Annotated in this window: 28 protein-coding genes; 7 read left to right on the top strand and 21 right to left on the bottom strand. The window is 68.6% G+C overall.

Annotated elements, in window-relative coordinates; genetic code table 11:
• The first annotated feature begins 191 nt into the window (after positions 1–191).
• From KWI83_RS15855 to KWI83_RS15840, 4 genes are all read left to right on the top strand, one after another.
• A complete protein-coding gene (locus KWI83_RS15855; protein ID WP_218514992.1) occupies positions 192–1,028 on the top strand; it encodes a helix-turn-helix transcriptional regulator in 837 nt (278 codons plus the stop codon).
• Between the two features lie 8 nt (positions 1,029–1,036).
• A complete protein-coding gene (locus KWI83_RS15850) occupies positions 1,037–1,231 on the top strand; it encodes a DUF397 domain-containing protein (protein WP_218514991.1) in 195 nt (64 codons plus the stop codon).
• A gap of 134 nt (positions 1,232–1,365) precedes the next feature.
• Complete coding sequence (locus KWI83_RS15845) at positions 1,366–2,304, top strand: DUF4258 domain-containing protein (protein ID WP_218514990.1); 939 nt, start codon at positions 1,366–1,368, stop codon at positions 2,302–2,304.
• 24 nt (positions 2,305–2,328) lie between these two features.
• A complete protein-coding gene (locus tag KWI83_RS15840) occupies positions 2,329–2,553 on the top strand; it encodes a DUF2283 domain-containing protein (protein ID WP_218514989.1) in 225 nt (74 codons plus the stop codon).
• On the opposite strand, the gene KWI83_RS39770 is transcribed toward KWI83_RS15840, so the two are convergent.
• The 3 genes from KWI83_RS39770 to glmS form a co-directional block, all read right to left on the bottom strand.
• The gene (locus tag KWI83_RS39770; RefSeq protein ID WP_308122063.1) at positions 2,550–3,776 is read right to left on the bottom strand and encodes a histidine kinase; all 1,227 of its coding nucleotides are present in this window, start codon (positions 3,774–3,776) and stop codon (positions 2,550–2,552) included. The two genes, KWI83_RS15840 and KWI83_RS39770, sit on opposite strands and share 4 nt — an antisense overlap.
• Before the next feature lie 143 nt (positions 3,777–3,919).
• Positions 3,920–4,573 (bottom strand): response regulator, encoded by a 654-nt coding sequence (locus tag KWI83_RS15830; protein ID WP_374106305.1) that lies wholly within the window; start codon positions 4,571–4,573, stop codon positions 3,920–3,922.
• A gap of 147 nt (positions 4,574–4,720) precedes the next feature.
• Positions 4,721–6,568 carry a glutamine--fructose-6-phosphate transaminase (isomerizing) gene (glmS, locus tag KWI83_RS15825; RefSeq protein ID WP_218514986.1) on the bottom strand — a complete coding sequence of 616 codons (1,848 nt, stop codon included), beginning with the start codon at positions 6,566–6,568 and terminating at the stop codon, positions 4,721–4,723.
• 224 nt (positions 6,569–6,792) lie between these two features.
• Between glmS and coaA the strand changes: the two genes are divergently transcribed.
• Positions 6,793–7,779, top strand: a complete 987-nt coding sequence (coaA, locus tag KWI83_RS15820; RefSeq protein WP_218514985.1) for a type I pantothenate kinase — start codon at positions 6,793–6,795, stop codon at positions 7,777–7,779.
• A gap of 37 nt (positions 7,780–7,816) precedes the next feature.
• On the top strand, positions 7,817–8,758 hold the full coding sequence (locus tag KWI83_RS15815; RefSeq protein ID WP_218514984.1) for a DUF389 domain-containing protein: 942 nt from the start codon (positions 7,817–7,819) through the stop codon (positions 8,756–8,758).
• 139 nt (positions 8,759–8,897) lie between these two features.
• Here KWI83_RS15815 and glmM read toward each other — a convergent pair whose 3' ends face one another.
• From glmM to KWI83_RS15795, 4 genes are all read right to left on the bottom strand, one after another.
• Positions 8,898–10,256: a phosphoglucosamine mutase gene (glmM, locus tag KWI83_RS15810; protein ID WP_218514983.1), complete on the bottom strand. Its 1,359-nt coding sequence runs from the start codon at positions 10,254–10,256 to the stop codon at positions 8,898–8,900.
• 206 nt (positions 10,257–10,462) lie between these two features.
• The gene (gene rpsI / locus KWI83_RS15805) at positions 10,463–10,975 is read right to left on the bottom strand and encodes a 30S ribosomal protein S9 (protein WP_129799256.1); all 513 of its coding nucleotides are present in this window, start codon (positions 10,973–10,975) and stop codon (positions 10,463–10,465) included.
• Between the two features lie 42 nt (positions 10,976–11,017).
• Positions 11,018–11,461, bottom strand: a complete 444-nt coding sequence (rplM, locus tag KWI83_RS15800; protein ID WP_076087999.1) for a 50S ribosomal protein L13 — start codon at positions 11,459–11,461, stop codon at positions 11,018–11,020.
• A 285-nt stretch (positions 11,462–11,746) separates the two neighbouring features.
• Positions 11,747–11,995: a hypothetical protein gene (locus KWI83_RS15795; RefSeq protein WP_218514982.1), complete on the bottom strand. Its 249-nt coding sequence runs from the start codon at positions 11,993–11,995 to the stop codon at positions 11,747–11,749.
• A gap of 74 nt (positions 11,996–12,069) precedes the next feature.
• Between KWI83_RS15795 and KWI83_RS15790 the strand changes: the two genes are divergently transcribed.
• A complete protein-coding gene (locus KWI83_RS15790; protein WP_218514981.1) occupies positions 12,070–12,954 on the top strand; it encodes a hypothetical protein in 885 nt (294 codons plus the stop codon).
• Between the two features lie 6 nt (positions 12,955–12,960).
• On the opposite strand, the gene truA is transcribed toward KWI83_RS15790, so the two are convergent.
• The 14 genes from truA to rplR all read right to left on the bottom strand — a co-directional run bounded on the left by truA (position 12,961) and on the right by rplR (position 22,194).
• Entirely contained in the window at positions 12,961–13,818 is an 858-nt protein-coding gene (truA, locus tag KWI83_RS15785; protein WP_218514980.1) for a tRNA pseudouridine(38-40) synthase TruA, read from the bottom strand.
• A 167-nt stretch (positions 13,819–13,985) separates the two neighbouring features.
• Positions 13,986–14,492, bottom strand: coding sequence for a 50S ribosomal protein L17 (rplQ, locus tag KWI83_RS15780; RefSeq protein WP_218514979.1), 507 nt, complete (start codon positions 14,490–14,492; stop codon positions 13,986–13,988).
• Between the two features lie 85 nt (positions 14,493–14,577).
• Entirely contained in the window at positions 14,578–15,600 is a 1,023-nt protein-coding gene (locus KWI83_RS15775) for a DNA-directed RNA polymerase subunit alpha (RefSeq protein WP_003966937.1), read from the bottom strand.
• A 152-nt stretch (positions 15,601–15,752) separates the two neighbouring features.
• Positions 15,753–16,157, bottom strand: coding sequence for a 30S ribosomal protein S11 (gene rpsK / locus KWI83_RS15770; RefSeq protein ID WP_003956432.1), 405 nt, complete (start codon positions 16,155–16,157; stop codon positions 15,753–15,755).
• A gap of 64 nt (positions 16,158–16,221) precedes the next feature.
• A complete protein-coding gene (gene rpsM / locus KWI83_RS15765; protein WP_037858429.1) occupies positions 16,222–16,602 on the bottom strand; it encodes a 30S ribosomal protein S13 in 381 nt (126 codons plus the stop codon).
• A 192-nt stretch (positions 16,603–16,794) separates the two neighbouring features.
• Positions 16,795–16,908 (bottom strand): 50S ribosomal protein L36, encoded by a 114-nt coding sequence (gene rpmJ / locus KWI83_RS15760; protein WP_003998809.1) that lies wholly within the window; start codon positions 16,906–16,908, stop codon positions 16,795–16,797.
• Between the two features lie 60 nt (positions 16,909–16,968).
• Positions 16,969–17,190: a translation initiation factor IF-1 gene (gene infA / locus KWI83_RS15755; RefSeq protein WP_003948620.1), complete on the bottom strand. Its 222-nt coding sequence runs from the start codon at positions 17,188–17,190 to the stop codon at positions 16,969–16,971.
• Between the two features lie 142 nt (positions 17,191–17,332).
• Positions 17,333–18,169, bottom strand: coding sequence for a type I methionyl aminopeptidase (map, locus tag KWI83_RS15750; protein ID WP_218514978.1), 837 nt, complete (start codon positions 18,167–18,169; stop codon positions 17,333–17,335).
• 132 nt (positions 18,170–18,301) lie between these two features.
• Positions 18,302–18,964 carry an adenylate kinase gene (locus KWI83_RS15745; RefSeq protein WP_218514977.1) on the bottom strand — a complete coding sequence of 221 codons (663 nt, stop codon included), beginning with the start codon at positions 18,962–18,964 and terminating at the stop codon, positions 18,302–18,304.
• Positions 18,964–20,277: a preprotein translocase subunit SecY gene (gene secY, locus KWI83_RS15740; protein WP_218514976.1), complete on the bottom strand. Its 1,314-nt coding sequence runs from the start codon at positions 20,275–20,277 to the stop codon at positions 18,964–18,966. The genes KWI83_RS15745 and secY overlap by 1 nt, the downstream gene beginning before the upstream one ends.
• A gap of 243 nt (positions 20,278–20,520) precedes the next feature.
• Entirely contained in the window at positions 20,521–20,976 is a 456-nt protein-coding gene (gene rplO / locus KWI83_RS15735) for a 50S ribosomal protein L15 (RefSeq protein ID WP_030601181.1), read from the bottom strand.
• A 2-nt stretch (positions 20,977–20,978) separates the two neighbouring features.
• Complete coding sequence (rpmD, locus tag KWI83_RS15730) at positions 20,979–21,161, bottom strand: 50S ribosomal protein L30 (protein ID WP_003998814.1); 183 nt, start codon at positions 21,159–21,161, stop codon at positions 20,979–20,981.
• A 2-nt stretch (positions 21,162–21,163) separates the two neighbouring features.
• Positions 21,164–21,769 (bottom strand): 30S ribosomal protein S5, encoded by a 606-nt coding sequence (gene rpsE / locus KWI83_RS15725; protein ID WP_003998815.1) that lies wholly within the window; start codon positions 21,767–21,769, stop codon positions 21,164–21,166.
• A 41-nt stretch (positions 21,770–21,810) separates the two neighbouring features.
• Positions 21,811–22,194, bottom strand: coding sequence for a 50S ribosomal protein L18 (gene rplR, locus KWI83_RS15720; RefSeq protein WP_031118787.1), 384 nt, complete (start codon positions 22,192–22,194; stop codon positions 21,811–21,813).
• Positions 22,195–22,197: the final 3 nt, after the last annotated feature.

Genomic DNA, 22,197 nt, shown 5'->3' with positions numbered 1-22,197 from the left:
GTGGGGGGCGGTGTCATTGCCGCGTCCGTCATGGCAGGACGAAGCGGTGCGCTTCCGGCACCCCGGCGTTCCGCAGTGTGTGCGCCGCGCCACTGACGGTAGGGCTAACCTGTCATCCCAAGCAACCTGATCGCGTAACCTGACGCCGAACGAGCCACAGTGTCAAGCGGGTTGAACCCGAGGAGCAATCGATGGTCCTGAGGCGTGAACCAACGGCACGCCAGGTGCGCCTGGGTGTCGAGTTGCGCAAACTCCGTGAGGCAGCAGGACTCACCGCCCGCGAGGCGGCAGCACTGCTCGGGACGGGCCGTGTGCAGATCAGCCACATCGAATCCGGACTCACGGGCGTGAGCGAGGAGCGGCTCCGCCGCCTCGCGTCCCACTACGCGTGCACGGACGAGAAGTTCATCGACGCCTTGGTCGCCAAGGCCACCGACCGGACACGCGGCTGGTGGGAGGAGTACCGGGGTCTGTTGCCGACGCCGTTCCTGGACCTCGCCGAACTCGAATACCACGCCACCTTCCTGCACGAGGTGGCGATCCTGTACGTACCGGGCCTGCTGCAGACGGAGGATTACGCCCGGGCGGTCTTCTCTTCAAGAATCCCCGAACTCACCCACGAGGAACTTGAGTTGCGCGTTTGCCACCGACTGAGGCGCCAGCAGGTCACCCGCCCGTACGAGTTTGTGATCCACGAGTCGGCCCTACGGTTCAGGGTCAGCGACCGCACCGCCTCCCAAGCTCAGCTGGCCAAGGTCCTGGAACTCTCCGACGCGGACAACATCACCGTGCGCGTCATCCCCTTCGACCTGGATGGCTTCGCAACAGCCTCAAGCACGATGACATACGTGGGTGGCCCCCATCTCAGGCTGGACACAGTGGTACGCGACGCGCCCCACGGCTCGGTCTTCCTCGATTCCGAGGCTCAACTCAACGCCTATCGAACGCGCTTCCGTAAGGTAGAAGCTGTATCACTCGATCCCGAACGGTCGCGTGACTTCATCCACGAGCTGGCGAAAGAGCTGTGAGGCACTCCATGACCACCCCCGACAACTGGCGGAAGTCGTCCTACTCGGGCGAGGGCGACGGCAACGCCTGCGTGGAGATCGCAAACTCCCCCACCCGCACAGCCATCCGCGACTCCAAGGCCCCGACCAGGGCAACCCTCACCTTCCCGACCGAAGCCTTCGCCACCTTCATACGCGCCCTCAAGAACACCCCCACGCCCTGACCCGCTGATCGGCGGGGGTACTTCACGCCGACGGACGGATACCCGTGGCGCGCGGCGATCGCCAGGCTTGCGGGCGTTGTTGTTCACCACGGGCCCGTTCCGGGCCGTCAGCAAGGACGCACATGCCTCGCACCATGAACCGATTCCCCCGACGTCACCGGGTCACGGCCCGGATACTCGTCGCGGGATGCACCGCCGGATCCGTACTGCTCACCGCCGCGGTCGCCCAAGCAGACACTCGCACCGCGCCCGTCGGCCGCGTCACGCAGGCGGCCGAGGTGGTGGAACGCGTCACCGGCACCGCGGACCTCGTCGCGGGGACCGCACTGGGTAACGGCGCCACCCGCGCCGAGGTGCCCACCGACCTGCACACCGCGCGGATCACCGCGCCCGCCACCGCGGCCGGTGCGGTGGAGTCCTCCTACGGCGACGACGTCGTCCGGCTCGGTCTGCCCGGCACCGCCCACGCCCCTGCTTCGGCCAGCGCCAGTGGCACCGTGGTGTACGCCGACGCGGCCGACGGCTACGACCTCGCCGTCCAGCCCAACCGGGACGGCGTGCGTACCCTGATCACGCTCAGGGACGCGGACGCCCCGACCGAGTACCGCTTCCCACTCGGCCTGCCCGCCGACGCGGTGACCGAGCAGTTGGAGGACGGCAGCGTCCTGGTCAGCCGAGGCGACGAGTACCTGGGGACCTTCGACGCGCCGTGGGCGAAGGACGCGAACGGCGAGGCCGTGCCGACCGACTACCGGATCGAGGGCGGCGCTCTGGTGCAGACGGTGCGCACCGGGCCGAACACCGCCTTCCCGGTGGTGGCCGACCCGGCGTGGTTCATCCCCCTGGCCATCGTCGCCGGGCGCCTGCTGCTGTCCACCGGCGTGAAGAGCATCTCCCGGCACGCGGCGCAGCGGATGGCGCAGCGGGGCATCAGCCAGGAGATGGTCGCGAATGCCGTGAAGAATGGGAAGAAGTCCAGGGGCAAGACGGCCGGCACCTGGAAGTACACCAGCGGAAAGATCTGGGTCGTGATCAACAAGGCCGGGAACGTCGTCTCCGTCGGCCGCAACTGACTGGAACTCCCGGGGAGCGAAGCCATGCACATCGAGTACGACCAGGAGAACGACACCGCGTACGTCTGCCTCGTCGCGCGCATCGCGGACGGGGCCGCCGTCCGGCAGGTCGCGGTCGAGACACCGGGTGGAGAGGCGGATCTGACCCTCGACTTCGACCAGTCGGGGCGTCTGCTCGGCATCGAGGTCATCGGCGCCCGGGCCGCCCTCCCGGCCGAACTCCTCAGCCGGGAGGCGCCCCGCGCCTAGGTTTTCGTCCGGACTCCGGCCGTGCCCCCGCTCCGGGGCCATGGCCCGGCACCGGCCTCCGCCCCGGCTTCGGCCCCGGCCTCGATGGGCGGGCGCCGTGTGGCGGGGCCGCCGGGTTCCCCGTCCGGCGCAGCGGCCACGGGTACGCACTCCGTGGCACCGCGCGGCCGGACGGGGAACCCGGCGCGGACCAGGAATCCTCCGTCGGGCAGCGGGGCCGCGCTGAACGAGCCGCCGAGCAGCTCTGCCCGTTCCCGCAGACCGACCAGGCCGTGCCCGCCGTCGGGCAGCCCGAGGGGAGCGGTCGTCCGGTCGGCGGCCGTGTTGCGCACCTCGACGTGCAAGGTCCCGGCGTCGAACCACACGCGCACGTCGGTGTCGGCTCCGGGAGCATGCTTGCGGACGTTGGTGAGCGCCTCCTGGACCGTGCGATAGGCGGCGCGTTCGACGGTCTCGGGCAGGTCGGCCGGGAGGTCCCCGAGGCGGAGTCCGACCGGCAGGGCGCTGCCGTCGACCAGCGTGTGCAGGTCGGCGATACGGGGTTGTGGGGCGAGTTCGCCGACCGTGCCGCCGCCTGCGCGCAGCACCCCCACGAGGTGCTGGAGTTCGGTCAGAGTGGTGACCGACAGTTCGCGGATCAAGCCCGCGGTCTCCCGGACCTCGGACGCGTCCGGCTCGGTGACCTGCAACGCCCCCGCCTGCAGGCTGATGAGGCTGACCTTGTGGGCGACGACGTCATGCATCTCCCGTGCCAGCCGGGCCCTTTCGGTGGCCAGGGTGCGCTCCGCCAGCAGCCGGTGCTCGCGTTCCCGGCTCTCGGCGACCTCGCGCAGCCGGTCACGCCGCTGACGGGTCGACCGTCCGAGGACGAAGGCTCCGGCGCCGAGCGCGCAGGAGTCGAGCGCGGTCAGCAGCGTCTCCTGGTCGAGGCCGAGCAGGGCCACGTCGCCGGGCGGGTGGGGGAGAAACTGCGCCAGCGCGACCAGGGTCGCGCCGACGCCTCCCACCAGTGCGCTACGGCGCTTCGCGGCCAGGCAGTACAGGGCGATCAGCGGCGCGAAGGCGAGGTGGCCGAGGTAGAGACCCGGGAGTCCGATGGCCAGCGCCGCCTCGGGCAGGCGGTGGCGCAGCACGAGAGCGGCCGCGGCGGCGAGCGCGAGCCACAGCGCGGGCCCGGCGTGGGGGCCGTTGACGACCAGTCCGTCCGCTGCGGCGACGCACACCGGAAGGGTGGCCGGACCCAGGCGCCGCAGCCGCTCGGCAACGGCACCGGCGAGGGCAGCGGACCGAGGCCGTCCGACGGCGGCGACGGGCCTCTTCCCCGCATGCGGGGCGGTCCGCGGTGTCCGTGCCGTCCCGGGGCCCGTCACCGCCGGGCCCCGGGAGACGGGTCGAGCATCCCGGCGCGTTCGGCGATCACCGCCGCCTGGACCCGGTTGATACCGCCAAGCTTCGCCAGCAGCGCGCTGACGTGGTCTTTGACGGTGCCGTGGGCCAGGTGCAGCCGCCCGGCGATGGCCCGGTTGGACATGCCCCGGCCCACCAGAGCCAGCACATGCCGTTCCCGCTCGGTCAGGGCCGACACCAGTCGGGCCGCGTCATCCGCCGGTGCCGAGGTCAGATAGGCCCCGATGACAGGGCCCGCGGCCTCGGGCGCGAGAACCTTGCCCCCACCGGCAAGTACCCGTACCGCATGCAGCAACTGCTCAGGGGACGCGTTCTTCATCAGGAAGCCCGCCGCTCCCGCGCGCAGTGCCCGGTCGACGTACTCCCCCGCGTCGAACGTCGTCAGCATCGCGACCGCCGGGGGCGGTGTCATGGCGGCAAGGCCCGTCAGTACGGTCAGGCCGTCCACATCGGGCATGCGGATGTCGAGCAGCACCACCTCCGGGCGATGCCTCGCGACTGTCATGACCGCCTCGGCTCCCCCGCAGTCGGCCACCACGCCGATGTCCGTGGCGGAGCCGAGGATCGCCCGCAGACCGGATCGGACCAACGGCTCGTCATCCACAACAACCACGTGAATCACCCGTGGTTCCCCCTTCCCCCAGCCGCACAGGTCACGAAGTCACGAAGATTACGACAGCCCCCGCGGCGCGATGAAACGCTGCCTGGGTCGGCCAGTTGGGGCGCGTCGCCACGCCGTTCACCGCCGCCCGTCCTCACCTCACTCCACCGTCACGGATTTCGCCAAATTCCGAGGCTGATCCACCTCATTCCCCCGCGCCGTCGCCAACTCGCAGGCGAACACCTGCAACGGCACCGTCGCCACCAGCGGCTGCAGCAGCGTCGGCGTCGCCGGGATCCGCACGAGATGGTCCGCGTACGGCACCACCGCCTCGTCCCCCTCCTCCGCGATCACGATCGTCCGCGCGCCCCGGGCCCGGATCTCCTGGATGTTGGACACGATCTTGTCGTGGATCACGGACCGCCCCCGCGGCGAGGGCACGACGACCACCACCGGCAGATCCTCCTCGATCAGCGCGATCGGCCCGTGCTTGAGCTCACCCGCCGCGAAGCCCTCGGCGTGCATGTAGGCGAGCTCCTTCAGCTTGAGCGCGCCCTCCAGAGCCACCGGGTAACCCACATGCCGCCCCAGGAAGAGCACCGTCTTCTTGTCGGCGAGCGTGCGCGCCAGCTCCCGTACCGGCTCCATGGTCTCCAGGACCCGCTCCACCGCACCGGAGATGTGCGACAGATCCCGGATCACGGCCTGGATCTCGTCCCCCCACTTGGTGCCCCGCACCTGGCCCAGATACAGCGCGACGAGGTAGCAGGCCACGAGCTGCGTCAGGAACGCCTTCGTGGACGCCACCGCGACCTCCGGCCCGGCGTGCGTGTACAGCACCGCGTCGGACTCGCGCGGGATCGTCGAGCCGTTGGTGTTGCAGATCGCCAGCACCCTGGAGCCCTGCTCACGGGCGTGCCGCAGCGCCATCAGGGTGTCCATGGTCTCGCCGGACTGGGAGATGGCGATGACCAGCGTCTGCGGGTCCAGGATCGGATCCCGGTACCGGAACTCGCTCGCCAGCTCCACCTCGCACGGGATCCGCGTCCAGTGCTCGATGGCGTACTTCGCGATCAACCCCGCGTGGAAGGCCGTACCGCACGCGACGATGACGACCTTGTCGACCTCCCGCAACGCTCCCGCGGGGATCCGCACCTCGTCCAGCGTCAGCGAGCCGGACGCGTCGATGCGCCCCAGCAACGTATCGGCGACCGCCTTGGGCTGCTCGGCGATCTCCTTGAGCATGAAGTAGTCATAACCCCCCTTTTCCGCGGCCGACGCGTCCCAGTCGATGTGGTACGAGCGCACGTCCGCCGGCCGGCCGTCGAAGCCGGTCACCGTCACGCCGTCCCGGCGCAGCTCCACCACCTGGTCCTGACCCAGCTCGATCGCCGACCGCGTGTGGGCGATGAACGCGGCGACGTCCGAGGCGAGAAAGGCCTCGCCCTCTCCAACGCCCACCACGAGCGGCGAGTTCCGCCGCGCCCCCACGACCACATCCGGCTCGTCCGCGTGCACCGCGACCAGCGTGAACGCCCCCTCCAGCCGTCGGCACACCAGCCGCATCGCCTCCGCGAGGTCCGCGCACGACGAGAACTCCTCGGCGAGCAGATGAGCGACGACCTCGGTGTCGGTCTCGGACGCCAGGTCGTGGCCCCGCTCCGCCAGTTCGGCGCGCAGGCACGCGAAGTTCTCGATGATCCCGTTGTGGACGACGGCGACCCGCCCGGCGTTGTCCAGATGCGGATGCGCGTTCGCATCCGTGGGACCGCCGTGCGTGGCCCACCGCGTGTGCCCGATCCCCGTCGAACCGGTCGGCAGCGGCCGCTCCGCCAGCTCCTTCTCCAGGTTGACCAGCTTCCCGGCCCGCTTCGCCGCCGCCAGCCCACCGTCCGCGAGCACGGCGACGCCCGCCGAGTCGTACCCCCGGTACTCCAGCCGCTTCAGCCCGGCCATCACGACTCCGAGCGCCGACTGCGACCCCACGTATCCCACGATTCCGCACATGACCGGCAGCCTACGGCCCGACAGCGACCCGAAAAGGCTTCCGCGTGCCCGAAATCGGAAATTCCCACGAGGGTACGAACGTACCGGCCGGGACTTCCACGGCCCTCACCCTCCGGTCGGCCACCGGCCGTTCCTGTACGTCCCTTTCACTCAAGTTCGCCCCAGAATCAGCCGCGTGACGCATCCCACCCCACCACCCCTTCAGACTCCCGTAACAATGGACTGTGATCTCTCCGGTCTCCCCGATGCGGAGCGCCCACCGGCCCCGGCCGGAGGCGACTCCCTACGTCGACCTCACCCGCGCCGAGTGGAGCGCGCTGCGCAACAAGACCCCGCTGCCGCTGACGGCGGAGGAGGTCGAGAGGCTGCGCGGCCTCGGTGACGTCATCGACCTCGACGAGGTGCGGGACATCTACCTCCCGCTCTCCCGGCTGCTCAATCTCTACGTCGCCGCCACCGACGGCCTCAGAGGCGCGCTCAACACCTTCCTCGGCGAACAGGGCTCCCAGTCCGGCACCCCCTTCGTCATAGGCGTCGCCGGCTCGGTGGCGGTCGGCAAGTCCACCGTCGCCCGCCTCCTCCAGGCCCTGCTCTCCCGCTGGCCCGAGCACCCGCGCGTCGAGCTGGTCACCACCGACGGCTTCCTGCTCCCCACCAAGGAACTGGAAGCCCGCGGCCTGATGTCGCGGAAAGGTTTCCCCGAGTCGTACGACCGCCGCGCGCTCACCCGCTTCGTCGCCGACATCAAGGCGGGCAAGGACGAGGTCACCGCCCCCGTCTACTCCCACCTCATCTACGACATCGTCCCCGGCGAACGGCTCGTCGTACGCCGCCCCGACATCCTCATCGTCGAGGGCCTGAACGTCCTCCAGCCCGCCCTCCCCGGCAAGGACGGCCGCACCCGGGTCGGCCTCGCCGACTACTTCGACTTCAGCGTGTACGTCGACGCCCGCCCCGAGGACATCGAGCGCTGGTACCTGAACCGCTTCCGGAAACTGCGCGCAACGGCCTTCCAGAACCCGTCCTCGTACTTCCGCAAGTACACCCAGGTCTCCGAGGAGGAGGCCCTCGACTACGCCCGCACCACCTGGCGCACGATCAACCGCCCCAACCTCATGGAGAACGTCGCCCCCACCCGCGGCCGCGCCACCCTCATCCTCCGCAAGGGCCCGGACCACAAGGTCCAGCGCCTGCGCCTGCGCAAGCTGTAACGCGGGGCTGTTGAACGGGGCTGTTAAAAAGGGCGTCATGCTGCATCTGCGCCTGATCACCCCGGCCGACACGACGGACGCCGTGGTGCGACTGATCGAGAGGACGGTCGGCACCGCGCACCTCGTCGTCATACCGGGTGCCGCCCGCAACCCCTCGGGGGACGTCGTGATGTGCGACGTGGCGCGCGAGGCGGGTGACGAACTCATCAGCGCGCTCCAGGAGTTGGACCTGGAAAAGAGCGGCTCGATCGCCGTGGAGGACATCGACCTGTCACTGTCCGAGCGCGCCCGGAAAGCCGAGAGGGAGGCCCCGGGCGAGGCCGCCGACGCGGTCCTGTGGGAACACCTGACCGACGCCACGCACGACGAGTCGACCCTCTCGGTCACCTACCTCGCGTTCATCACACTCGCCACCATGATCGCGGCCTGCGGTGTCGTCCTCGACAACGCGATCCTGATCGTGGGCGCGATGGCGGTCGGCCCGGAGTTCGGCCCGCTGACGGGCATCTCCACGGCGGTGGTGCAGCGCCACCCCCGTCTGGCGCTGCGCTCACTGATCGCGCTGCTCGTGGGCTTCGCGGTGGCGATGGCGGCGACGGTGCTCTTCAGCCTCTTCATGGACGCGGTCGGCCTGTTCACCGAGGGCCGGTTGGAGGGTCCCCGGCCGCAGACCGGGTTCGTCTGGGCTCCCGACTGGTTCTCCTTCGTCGTAGCGGTCCTGGCGGGCACCGCGGGCACCCTCTCGCTGACGTCGTCGAAGTCGGGCGCCCTGGTCGGTGTCGCGATCTCCGTGACCACGATCCCGGCCGCGGCGAACGCGGCCGTGGCCCTGAGCTACGGCGACACCGAGCAGACCGTGGGCTCCATCGAGCAACTCCTGCTCAACCTGCTCGGCATCCTGCTGGCAGGCACCCTCACCCTGCTGGCCCAGAAATGGCTCTGGTCAACCCAACGACGCCGTCGGAGCAACGCCGATTAGGGGTCCTTGCACTATGCCCGCCCGGGTCGGACGCTCATAGTGCAAGGACCCCTTAGGGGCGCGGGGAACTGCGCGACAAGCCACGACGGCGCCGCAGCCCGCACCATGCAGAACCCCCCACCCCGAACCCGCCCCGCTCTCAGCCCAACGCCGACTTCACCGCATCAGCCAACCGCCCCGCCACAGACCGAGCCTGATCAATATCAGCGGCCTCAACCATCACCCGCACCAACGGCTCGGTCCCCGAAGGCCGCAGCAACACCCGCCCCGTAGCCCCAAGCTCCCGCTCCGCCTCAGCAACGGCAACAGCAAGCTCGGCCGAGTTCCCGACCCGGGACTTGTCCACGTCCGGCACATTGATCAGCACCTGCGGCAGCCGCTCCATCACACCGGCCAGCTCCCGCAGGGACCGCCCGCTCTCCGCGACCCGCGCCGCCAGCAGCAGCCCGGTGAGCGTGCCGTCCCCGGTCGTCGCGTGGTCGAGGACGATCACGTGCCCGGACTGCTCACCGCCGAGGGCGTAGCCGTGCTCCTTCATCTCCTCCAGGACGTACCGGTCCCCCACCGCGGTCTGGACCAGCCGGATGCCCTCGCGCTCCATGGCCAGCTTGAAGCCCAGATTCGACATCACGGTCGCGACAACGGTGCCGGAGCGCAGTGCGGAACGCTCCCGCATCGCCAGCGCGAGCACGGCCAGGATCTGGTCGCCGTCCACCTCCTCACCGGTGTGGTCCACGGCGAGGCACCGGTCCGCGTCACCGTCGTGCGCGACACCGAGGTCCGCCCCGTGTTCGACCACCGCGGCCTTCAGCTGCTCCAGGTGCGTCGAGCCGCACCCGTCGTTGATGTTCAGACCGTCCGGCTCGGCCCCGATCGTGACGACCTCGGCCCCGGCCCGGGTGAAGGCCTCCGGCGACACCCGTGACGCGGCTCCGTGCGCCTCGTCAAGGACGATCTTCAGCCCGTCCAGCCGGTTCGGGAGAACGCCCAGCAGATGCGCAACGTACTGGTCGAAGCCCTCCTCGTACTCCCGCACCCGCCCCACCCCGGCGCCGGTCGGCCGCTCCCAGGGCTCACCGCGCCGGTGCTCCTCGTAGACGGACTCGATCCGGTCCTCGATGTCGTCCGGCAGCTTGTGCCCACCGCGCGCGAAGAACTTGATGCCGTTGTCCGGCATGGCGTTGTGGCTGGCGGAGAGCATGACGCCGAGGTCGGCCCCGAGCGCGCCGGTGAGATGCGCCACCGCCGGCGTCGGCAGCACACCGACGCGCAGGACGTCCACGCCCGCGCTGGCGAGGCCGGCGACCACCGCGGCCTCCAGGAACTCCCCGGACGCGCGCGGGTCACGCCCGACCACCGCCGTCGGCCGGTGGCCCGCGAAGGTGCCCGCCTCGGCCAGCACGTGGGCCGCCGCGACGGACAGACCGAGCGCCATCTCGGCCGTCAGATCCGCGTTGGCGACACCACGCACGCCGTCCGTGCCGAAGAGTCGTCCCACTTGTCCTCCTGAGGAAACGTCAGTCCGGTAGCCGTACGGGCGCGGCCCGCGCATGCGGCTCCGGTGTCCCAGGCATACGATGCCTGACCATCCGATCACACAAAACTTTGAGCGTCTTGTGCCGTTATACGCCTGTGTCTGTTGATAAACGAACGCCCCGGCGGCACAGTGGCGTGCCGTCGGGGCGTTCGGAGTACAGCCCTCGATTAGCGCTTGCTGTACTGCGGAGCCTTGCGGGCCTTCTTCAGACCGGCCTTCTTGCGCTCGACCGCACGGTCGTCGCGGCGCAGGAAGCCCGCCTTCTTCAGCGGACCGCGGTTGTTGTCGACGTCGGCCTCGTTCAGCGCGCGGGCGACACCGAGACGGAGCGCACCGGCCTGACCGGAGACACCGCCACCGGCGATACGGGCGATGACGTCGTAGCGGCCTTCGAGCTCCAGCACCTTGAAGGGCTCGTTGACCTCCTGCTGGTGCACCTTGTTCGGGAAGTAGTCCTCAAGGGTGCGACCGTTGATCTTCCACTTGCCGGAGCCCGGAACGATCCGGACGCGGGCAATGGCGTTCTTGCGGCGGCCCAGGCCGGCGGCCGGCTGCGGCTCGCCGAAGCGGGAGGCCATGGACTCCGAGGTGTACTCGCCCTCGACGGGGACCTCGGACTCGGTGGTGTAGCTGTCGATGTCAAGCTCTTCGAGCGGCTGCTCGGCAGTGGTCTCGGCCACGATTCTCCTCAGATTCTCTTCAGTCTTAGGGGGTGGCCGGACTTACTGCGCGACCTGGGTGATCTCGAACGGAACCGGCTGCTGGGCAGCGTGGGGGTGGTTCTCGCCGCGGTAGACCTTCAGCTTGGAGAGCATCTGACGGCCCAGGGTGTTCTTGGGGAGCATGCCCTTGACGGCCTTCTCGATGGCCTTCTCCGGGTTCTTGTCGAGCAGCTCGTCGTAACGGACGGAGCGCAGACCACCCGGGTAGCCGGAGTGGCGGTACGCCATCTTCTGGGTCCGCTTGTTGCCGGAGAGGTGCACCTTGTCGGCGTTGATGATGATGACGAAGTCACCAGCGTCGACGTGCGGCGCGTAGATCGGCTTGTGCTTGCCCCGGAGGAGGGTGGCGGCAGTGGTGGCGAGTCGGCCCAGGACGACGTCCTGAGCGTCAATGACGTGCCACTGGCGCGTCACATCGCCGGGCTTGGGGCTGTACGTACGCACGGTTCGTAGCCTTCGCTTCGAGTGAATGGTCCTAGACAAGGTCACCGAAACGATCACGACAGCCTTGACCGCACAGCGGTGACGCAAACCGCGTGCTGGTCGCTGGTCATCGGCCCGGTGGACCGGTGTAAGGGCCCGTCCCGTGAGAATGAGCAAGCCAATACACAACGAAGAAGCAGGATACCCGCGGCGTGTCCACACGGTCAAAACGGGTGGACTACGGCGGGGAACCCGCTGCCCGCCCCATTTTACGGCTCACTTTCAGAGCCGCCGCACGGCTCACCTTCACAGCCTCGCCCGCCCACCCCGCACGGTCACGGCCGCCACACAGAACGCGAGCGCCCGCCGCGCCCGCCGGCGCACCCGCACCGAGCAGCAACGCGGCACGACCAGCAGCAGAAGGTCGTACGACGGACCCACGACCCGCGTGCCCGAGAGCACCATGCCCACCGCGATCTCGGCGAGCACTCCCCACAGGCCGCCCGCGACCCTTCGTACCAACCACCCACAGATGCCGTATTTGCCCGCGCTCATGGAGCGAACGCTAGGGGTTCCAGGGCCGGTTGAGAGGGACCAGCACACCCCTCGGCCCGTCTAAACTGCGCCCCATGAGCTATGGGCAGGGGGGACCCCAGTCCCAGTGGGATCCCTGGAAACCGCATTCGCAGCAGCCCTGGAACAGCGGCGGCAACGACCGGACGCCGGACTGGGCCGCGCTCGCCGAGGCGTCCGAGGCGCGCAACAAGCGGCGCCGGTTGCTGTTCATCGGCGGCGGCGCGCTCGCGACCGTCGCGGTCGGCACGGCCGTCGCGGTGGCCGTCGTCTCCGCGAACGGCAACAGCCAGGCGTCGAACAACCCGACCTCCCAGCTGCCCGCGACCGCCGACATCCCGAGCGAGTCCACCGCCCCGACGCCGTCCTTCGCGCCGACCAGCGCCCCGCCGCCGCTGGACCCGATGGACTTCATCTCCAGCAAGACCAAGGACACCGCCCCGCTCAGCGTGACCGGCCTCTTCCCCGGCACCCAGCTGACCATGGGCGAGACGGTCTACAAGAAGGGCCCGACGGCCGACACCAGGAGCTGCGCCACGGCCGCCGCGGGCACCCTCCCCAAGGTCCTCACCGACAACGACTGCACCCGCATGATGCGCGTCACCTACACCAGGGACGGCATAGCGGTGACGGTCGGCGTGGCCGTCTTCGACACCGAGGCGCAGGCCGCCAAGGCCAAGCAACAGGCCGACAGCAAGAGCATCGTGGAGTCCCTGTCCGGCGGTGGCGTCAAGGCCTTCTGCAACGCCGCCGTGTGCCGCTCCACGACCAACTCCTACGGGCGCTACGCCTACTTCACCCTCGCCGGCTTCACCAACGGCAACGACGTGACCACCAAGGACACGGCGGTCTTCGCCACCGGCGACGACCTGGCCGAGTTCACCTTCCGCCAGATCCGCAGGCGCGGCGAGGCCCAGGCGTCGGCTGCGGCGAACGAGTAGGACGGGTCAGCAGCACCCCGCGGTACCCGGCAGCGACCGCTTGTTGCGCGCCTCCTTGTTGCGCGCGGCCAGCAGATCGTCCGCCGGGTAGCCGACCTCCTCCAGCGTCAGGCCGTGCGGTCGTACGACGTGCACGGCCGAATCCCGTACGCCGGCCGCGAGCACCTTGCCCGGCCAGTCCGGCGGGCGGTGCCCGTCGCCCACGAACAGCAGGGCGCCGATCAGCGAGCGCACCATGTTGTGACAGAAGGCGTCGGCCCGCACGGTCGCGGTGATGATCCCGTCGCCGCCGCGCACGAGGCTCAGTTCCTGCAACGTCCGGATGGTCGTGGCCCCCTCCCGCCGCTTGCAGTAGGCGGCGAAGTCGTGCTCCCCCAGCAGCCCCCGAGCCGCCTCGTTCATCGCGTCGACGTCGAGCGGCCAGTCGTGCCAGAGAACGTGGCCCCGCAGCAGCGGGTCCACGCCGCCCGGGTTGTCGGTGACGCGGTAGGCGTACCGGCGCCAGACCGCCGAGAAGCGGGCGTTGAAACCGGCCGGGGCCTCCCGCAGGGCCCACACCCGCACATCCTTGGGCAGCCGCCCGGCGAGCCGCTTGAGCAGCTTCTGGTGGTGCTCCGCCCACACCTCCCGCGGCAGATCGACATGCGCGACCTGCCCCCGCGCGTGCACCCCGGCGTCGGTCCGCCCGGCCACGGTCAGCTCGTACGTCTCCCGGGACCGGGTGACCGTACGCAGCGCGTCCTCGACCTCCCCCTGCACGGTCCGCTTCCCACCGGCCTGCTTGGCCCAGCCGTGGAAGGCGCTCCCGTCGTACGACAGGTCGAGGCGGACACGCACGTAACCGGGCGCTGCTTCATCACTCACGTACAGATCCTCTCAGCAACACAAGAGCGGGCCCGCTCCTTGAAAAGGAACGGGCCCGCAACGCCTTCAAGGGGCGCGGGACTGCATCGATATGCGGCTCCGCCGCGTGGGCGCGACAAGCCACGGCGAAAGCCGCACCCGCAACCGAACAGCCCTCTGCAGAACGCTTACGCGTCCTTCGACTCCTCGGCGGCGTCCTCGGCCTTGGTCACGTCGACCTTGGACTCGGCAGCCTCCGTAGCCTCCGCGGCCTCGGCCTCCTTGACCGCACGCTTGGTGGCGGCCTCGGCCTCACCCGTGGCCTGCTGCGCAACGGTCAGCGCCTCGACCAGCTCGATGACAGCCATGGGCGCGTTGTCGCCACGGCGGTTACCGATCTTGGTGATACGGGTGTAGCCACCCGGGCGGTTCTCGTAGCGCGGGCCGATCTCGGTGAAGAGCGTGTGGACGATGCTCTTGTCCGTGATGACCTGGAGCACCTGACGGCGGTTGTGAAGGTCGCCCTTCTTCGCCTTGGTGATCAGACGCTCGGCGTACGGGCGCAGGCGGCGGGCCTTCGCCTCGGTTGTGGTGATACGGCCGTGCTCGAACAGCGACTTCGCGAGGTTCGCGAGCATCAGCTTCTCGTGCGCGGCACTGCCGCCCAGACGGGCACCCTTGGTGGGCTTCGGCATGGTTCTTCTCCTGTGTGTCTGCCCCGGCCGTATCAGGTACCGGGGTCAGGAACCCGATGAGCGGATGCTCACCGGCAACGACCGATCAGTACTGCTCGGTCTCCACGAAACCCGCGTCCGCGTCGTCGTCGGCGCCGAAGGCGTCCGCGGCGGCGGTCGGGTCGAATCCGGGCGGGCTGTCCTTCAGGGCGAGACCCATCCCGGCCAGCTTCGCCTTGACCTCGTCGATCGACTTCGCACCGAAGTTACGGATGTCGAGGAGGTCGGCCTCGGAACGAGCCACGAGCTCACCCACGCTGTGGATGCCCTCGCGCTTGAGGCAGTTGTAGGAGCGGACCGTGAGCTCCAGCTCCTCGATCGGCAGCGCCAGGTCGGCGGCGAGGGCGGCGTCCGTCGGGGACGGACCCATGTCGATGCCCTCGGCGTCGATGTTCAGCTCACGGGCGAGACCGAACAGCTCGACCAGCGTCTTACCGGCGGACGCCATGGCGTCGCGCGGCCGCATGGCCTGCTTGGTCTCGACGTCGACGATCAGCTTGTCGAAGTCGGTGCGCTGCTCGACACGCGTGGCCTCGACCTTGTACGTGACCTTGAGCACCGGCGAGTAGATGGAGTCGACCGGGATACGACCGATCTCCTGGCCCACCTGCTTGTTCTGCACGGCGGAGACGTAACCGCGGCCACGCTCGACCGTCAGCTCCATCTCCAGCTTGCCCTTGCCGTTGAGCGTGGCGAGGACGAGGTCGGGGTTGTGCACCTCGACACCGGCCGGGGGCGCGATGTCGGCGGCGGTGACCAGACCCGGACCCTGCTTGCGCAGGTACATCACGACCGGCTCGTCGTGCTCACTGCTCACGACCAGCTGCTTGATGTTGAGGATCAGGTCGGTGACGTCCTCCTTGACGCCCGGCACGGTGGTGAACTCGTGCAGGACACCGTCGATCCGGATGCTGGTGACCGCGGCACCGGGGATCGACGACAGGAGCGTACGGCGGAGGGAGTTGCCGAGGGTGTAGCCGAAGCCCGGCTCCAGCGGCTCGATCACGAACCGGGAGCGGAACTCGTCGACGACCTCTTCGGTCAACGAGGGACGCTGAGCGATCAGCATGTGTGGATCAGATCCTTCAGTCGTGGGCGCCCGCTATATGACGCCCGACCAAACCGCGCCGCATGCACGACACGGGTACTGCAAGGGTACGGGCGATACGACCCCGGTAAGGAGCCGTACCGCCCGAAAACCTCGGACCAAGCGGCCGTGCGTCAGACGCGGCGGCGCTTGGGCGGACGGCAGCCGTTGTGCGGGGTCGGGGTGACGTCCTGGATGGAGCCGACCTCAAGACCGGTCGCCTGGAGCGAACGGATGGCGGTCTCACGACCGGAACCCGGGCCCTTGACGAACACGTCGACCTTGCGCATGCCGTGCTCCTGGGCGCGGCGGGCGGCCGACTCGGCGGCCATCTGCGCGGCGAACGGCGTGGACTTCCGGGAGCCCTTGAAGCCGACGTGGCCGGCGGAGGCCCAGGAGATCACGTTGCCGGACGGGTCCGTGATGGAGACGATCGTGTTGTTGAACGTGCTCTTGATGTGCGCGTGGCCGTGAGCGACGTTCTTCTTTTCCTTGCGGCGCACCTTCTTGGCAGCGCCCTGACGTCCCTTGGGGGGCATCTCTTAACTCCTACGGAGGTGGTCGGTCCTACAGCGAAGACCGTGGACGGTGGTCCGCTGCGGACTACTTCTTGCCCGGCTTCTTCTTGCCGGCGATGGCGCGACGCGGGCCCTTGCGGGTGCGGGCGTTGGTGCTGGTGCGCTGACCGCGGACGGGCAGGCCACGGCGGTGCCGCAGACCCTGGTAGCAGCCGATCTCGACCTTGCGGCGGATGTCGGCCTGGATCTCGCGACGGAGGTCACCCTCGGTCTTGATGTTGTTGTCGACGTACTCGCGGATCGCGACGAGCTGCTCCTCGGAGAGGTCGCGAACGCGGGTGTTCGGGTCGACGCCGGTGGCAGCCAGCGTCTGCTGCGAAAGGGTCCGGCCGATGCCGAACACGTAGGTGAGGGCGACCTCCACGCGCTTTTCGCGCGGGATGTCGACACCGGAAACGCGTGCCATTCAATGGCTCCTGGTGATCTTCGGAGGTCTTCCACAGGACCGGTTCCCAGCCGCCGTATCAGGTACGGACTGGGTCCCCGGCCTCCGACCGGGGGTGTCAAGCCGTCGCGCGGCTCGGGCCCTGCGTATGAACAAATTCAGCTCGCGTCGCGCGAATCTCTGCGATGGCGGTGCGGAGGGAAGGTCGTACGGTCAGCCCTGGCGCTGCTTGTGGCGCGGGTTCTCGCAGATGACCATGACCCGGCCGTGACGGCGGATCACCCTGCACTTGTCGCAGATCTTCTTGACGCTCGGCTTGACCTTCATGGGGTGAGGTTCTCCGGGTCAGTGCCATCGCCTCGGGGAGGCCCGGGGCGCGGGCAAGATCTACTTGTACCGGTAGACGATCCGGCCACGCGTCAGGTCGTACGGAGACAGCTCCACCACGACCCGGTCGTCAGGGAGGATGCGGATGTAGTGCATACGCATCTTGCCGCTGATGTGTGCCAGGACCTGGTGGCCGTTCTGGAGCTCGACCTTGAACATGGCGTTCGGCAGAGACTCGACGACAGTGCCCTCGATCTCGATGGCACCTTGCTTCTTGGCCACGCTTCGCCCTTCGGAATCGACTACCTTGATCGACTCATTGCGAGCGCATGCAGACATGCGGGTACACAAGAGCCGACGAGTCAGTCTACGTCAGCGCACCCGGAAACACGAATCGAGGCAGTCTGCCCCACCCTGAAGATCACTATGCGAGCGGATCCGGTGCGGCCGTGACCCCGTACTCGGCCAGCTTCGCCCTGCCCCCGTCCGGAGCCGTCAGGACCAGCGGGCCCCGCTCGGTCAGCGCCACCGAGTGCTCCCAGTGCGAGGACCAGGTGCCGTCGGTCGTGATGACCGTCCAGTTGTCCTCCAGGACCTCCGTCTTGGGGGTGCCCAGGGAGACCATCGGCTCGATGGCGAGGCAGAAGCCGGGGACCAGCTTCGGGCCCTTGCCGCGGCGCCGGTCGACGTAGTTCAGCAGGTGCGGGTCCATGTGCATCTCGGAGCCGATGCCGTGGCCGCCGTAGTCCTCGATGATGCCGTAGCGGCCACCGCCCGGCTTCGGCTGGCGGCGGATGTACGTCTCGATGGCCCGGGAGATGTCGACCAGCCGGTTGCCCGGCTTCATGGCCGCGATACCGGCCCACATCGACTCCTCGGTCACCCGCGAGAGCTCGACCAGCTCCGGAGCGTGCCCGGAGCCGACGAAGGCCGTGTAGGCGGCGTCACCGTGCCAGCCGTCGACGATCGCGCCGCAGTCGATGGAGATGATGTCCCCGTCCTTGAGCACGACGTCCTCGGACGGGATGCCATGGACGACGACCTCGTTCACCGAGGTGCAGATGGTCGCGGGGAAGCCCCCGTACCCCAGGAAGTTCGACTTCGCACCGTGCTCCGCGAGCACCTTGCGCGCGACCTCGTCCAGATCCTTCGTACTGGCCCCGGGCACCGCGGCCGCACGCGTGGCCGCGTGGATGGCGGCGACGACCAACCCGGCCTCACGCATCTTGGCGATCTGCTCGGGACTCTTGATCTGCACCATGAGGACGACGGCCTTTCTTGGACCGGGAGGGGACGGACTGCTTCCACGATACGGGGCCGCCACACCGGCCCACCCACGCAGCGGCCGCGGCCCCTTCACCAGGGACCGCGGCCGCCGACTACGTACAAACGACTACTGGGCGTCGTCCTCGCGCTTGAGCGCCTCCAGCGCCCGGCCCGTGACCTCGTCGACCGCACCCATCGCCGAGATGGTGACGACCAGCCCCTGCGCCTTGTAGTAGTCGATGATCGGCTCGGTCTGCGTGTGGTAGACCTCCAGCCGCTTGCGCACCGTCTCCTCGGAGTCGTCGTCCCGCTGGTACAGCTCACCGCCGCAGACGTCGCAGACGCCCTCCTTCTTCGGCGCGCTGTACGTCACGTGGAACACGTGCGCGGAGTCCTTGCGGCAGATCCGCCGTCCGGCGATCCGCTTGACGACCTCGTCCTCGGGGGCCTCCAGGTCCAGCACCGCGTCCAGCTCGATGCCCTCGGACCGGAGCAGTTCGTCCAGCGCCTCGGCCTGCGAGACATTGCGCGGGAAGCCGTCCAGCAGGAAGCCGTTCTCGGCGTCCGGCTGCTCCATGCGGTCCTTCGCCATGGCGATGGTGACCTCGTCCGGCACCAGGTTGCCGGCGTCCATGTACGACTTCGCCAGCTTGCCGAGCTCCGTCTGCCGACTGATGTTGGCGCGGAACAGGTCGCCCGTGGAGATGTGCGGGATCGACAGCTTCTCGGCAAGGCGCGTGGCCTGCGTACCCTTACCGGCACCCGGCGGCCCGACGAGGACGATTCGCATCAGCGGAGGAACCCTTCGTAATTGCGCTGCTGGAGCTGGCTCTCAATCTGCTTCACCGTCTCCAGACCGACACCCACGATGATCAGGATGCTGGTACCGCCGAACGGGAAGTTCTGGTTTGCCCCGAAACCAACCAACGCCATTGTCGGAACGAGAGCGATCAGACCCAGATACAGCGAACCCGGCCAGGTGATCCGGTTGAGTACGTAGCTCAGGTACTCAGCGGTCGGTCGGCCAGCCCGGATGCCCGGGATGAAGCCACCATACTTCTTCATGTTGTCGGCGACTTCCTCGGGGTTGAAGGAGATCGCCACGTAGAAGAACGCGAAGAAAACAATCAGCAAGAAGTACAGACTGATGTAAATCGGGTGATCGCCCTGGACGAGGTGAGCCTCGATCCAGGTCTTCCAGCCCGAGTTGCCGCTGGAGAACTGCGCGATCAGCGCCGGGATGTAGAGCAGCGACGAGGCGAAGATGACGGGAATCACACCCGCCTGGTTCACCTTGAGCGGGATGTATGTGGACGTACCGCCGTAGGCCCGGCGGCCGATCATGCGCTTGGCGTACTGCACCGGGATACGGCGCTGGGCCTGCTCGACGAAGACCACCAGGCCGACCATGAACAGGCCGACGAGGATGACCGTGCCGAACTCGATCCAGCCGTCGGCCAGCGAGCCCTGCTGCTTGATGGCCCACAGGGCGGCCGGGAAGGTGGCGGCGATCGAGATGAACATCAGGATCGACATGCCGTTGCCGATGCCGCGGTCGGTGATGAGCTCACCGAGCCACATCACGACGGCCGTACCGGCGGTCATCACGATGACCATGGTGATCGTGACGAAGATCGACTGGTCGGGGACGATCTGGTTGGCGACCGGGCAGCCGGAGAAGAGGGCGCCGCTGCGGGCGGTGGCGACCAGGCCGGTGCCCTGCAGGACGGCGAGCGCCACGGTCAGGTAGCGGGTGTACTGCGTGATCTTCGCCGTACCGGCCTGGCCCTCCTTCTTGAGGGCTTCGAGGCGGGGGATCACCACCGTCAGCAGTTGCAGGATGATGCTCGCGGTGATGTACGGCATGATGCCGAGCGCGAAGATCGTGATCTGCAGCAGGGCGCCGCCGCTGAACATGTTGACCAGACCGAACAGACCCTGGTTGCCCTTGGCTACGTCGATGCAGGTCTGGACGTTCTGGTAGTCGACGCCCGGAATCGGGATGTGCGTGCCGATCCGGTACACCACGATGATGCCGAGCGTGAAGAGCAGCTTCTTGCGCAGGTCGGGCGTCTTGAACGCCCGGGCGAACGCGGTGAGCACGGTGCCTCCTGCGACCCCCGCGCATCTGCGTCAAGGGTGACGGTCTTGAGGTTCCAATAGAACAACGACATGGGTAACGGTCAACTGCCGCTCAAAGTGCCCGAGGTGCGGCAGCTGTGAAAGTTGGCAGTGCAGGCCACCTTACCCGCGGGACTGCCCCCCTTGGAACGACCAACCGGGGATACCCCATTTGTGGGGCATCCCCGGTCGGGATCGCTCAAGTCATCGAGACGCCTGAAGTGTTCAGACCAGCTCGGTGACGGTACCGCCGGCGGCGGTGATCTTCTCCTTGGCGGAGCCGGAGACGGCGTCGACCGTCACCTGCAGCGCCACGGAGATCTCGCCCTGGCCGAGGACCTTGACGAGGCTGTTCTTGCGAACGGCACCCTTGGCCACCAGCGACTCGACGGTGACCTCGCCACCCTCCGGGTAGAGCGCGGCCAGCTTGTCGAGGTTCACGACCTGGTACTCGGTCTTGAACGGGTTCTTGAAGCCCTTCAGCTTCGGGAGGCGCATGTGCAGCGGCATCTGGCCACCCTCGAAGCGCTCCGGAACCTGGTAGCGGGCCTTGGTGCCCTTGGTACCACGACCGGCCGTCTTACCCTTCGACGCCTCACCACGACCGACACGGGTCTTGGCGGTCTTGGCGCCCGGGGCGGGACGGAGGTTGTGGATCTTGAGCGGGTTGTTCTCCGCCATGATCAGTCGACCTCCTCGACCGTCACGAGGTGGCGGACGGTGTGCACCATGCCGCGGAACTCGGGGCGGTCCTCCTTGACGACCACGGTGTTGATCCCCTTGAGACCAAGCGACCGCAGAGTGTCACGGTGGTTCTGCTTGCTGCCGATGTAGGACTTGACCTGCGTGATCTTGAGCTGCGCCATGATTACGCACCCACCCCGGCACGCGCACGCAGCAGAGCCGCGGGGGCGACGTCCTCCAGCGGCAGACCGCGGCGGGCCGCGATCTCCTCGGGACGCTGCAGGCCCTTCAGGGCCTCCACGGTCGCGTGCACGATGTTGATGGCGTTGTCGGAGCCGAGCGACTTCGACAGCACGTCGTGGATACCGGCGCACTCCAGCACGGCACGCACCGGACCACCGGCGATCACACCGGTACCCGGCGACGCCGGCTTCAGGAGCACGACACCGGCAGCCTTCTCACCCTGGATCGGGTGCGGGATGGTGCCCTGGATCCGGGGGACCTTGAAGAAGTGCTTCTTGGCCTCCTCAACGCCCTTGGCGATGGCGGCCGGCACCTCCTTGGCCTTGCCGTATCCGACACCCACGGTGCCGTCACCGTCGCCCACCACGACCAGCGCGGTGAAGCTGAAGCGACGACCACCCTTCACAACCTTGGCGACGCGGTTGATCGCGACGACGCGCTCAACGTACGCGGTCTTCTCGGCGGCAGCAGCGCCGCCGTCACGGCCCTTCCGGTCCCGCCGCTCGCCGCCACCGGCACCGCCACCGCGGCGCTGGGGTCCAGCCATTGGAATTACCTCTCTCTGTTTCCGCTAGCTACGGAACCGACTCAGAACTTGAGTCCGGCCTCGCGGGCGGCGTCCGCCAGGGCGGCGATGCGCCCCGCGTACTGGTTACCACCACGGTCGAACACGACGGCCTCGACACCGGCGGCCTTGGCGCGCTCGGCGACCAGGGCACCGACCTGCTTGGCCTGCGCGGACTTGTCGCCCTCGCCACCGCGGATCGAGGCGTCCAGGGTGGACGCCGACGCCAGGGTGTGGCCCTTCAGGTCGTCGATCACCTGCGCCACGATGTGACGGTTGGAGCGGGTCACGACCAGACGGGGACGCTCCGCCGTACCGTTGATCCGCTTGCGGATCCGGATGTGACGGCGCTTGATCGCGGCGCGCTTGTAGGCGTCGCCCTTCAGGATCTTCTGCCCGTATGCCATGGC

The organism is Streptomyces sp. TRM70350 (genome assembly GCF_019219825.1).
In the GTDB taxonomy this organism is placed as follows: domain Bacteria; phylum Actinomycetota; class Actinomycetes; order Streptomycetales; family Streptomycetaceae; genus Streptomyces.
Note: the sequence above shows the minus strand (reverse complement) of the source record. Positions and strands in the feature narration are given on the sequence as shown.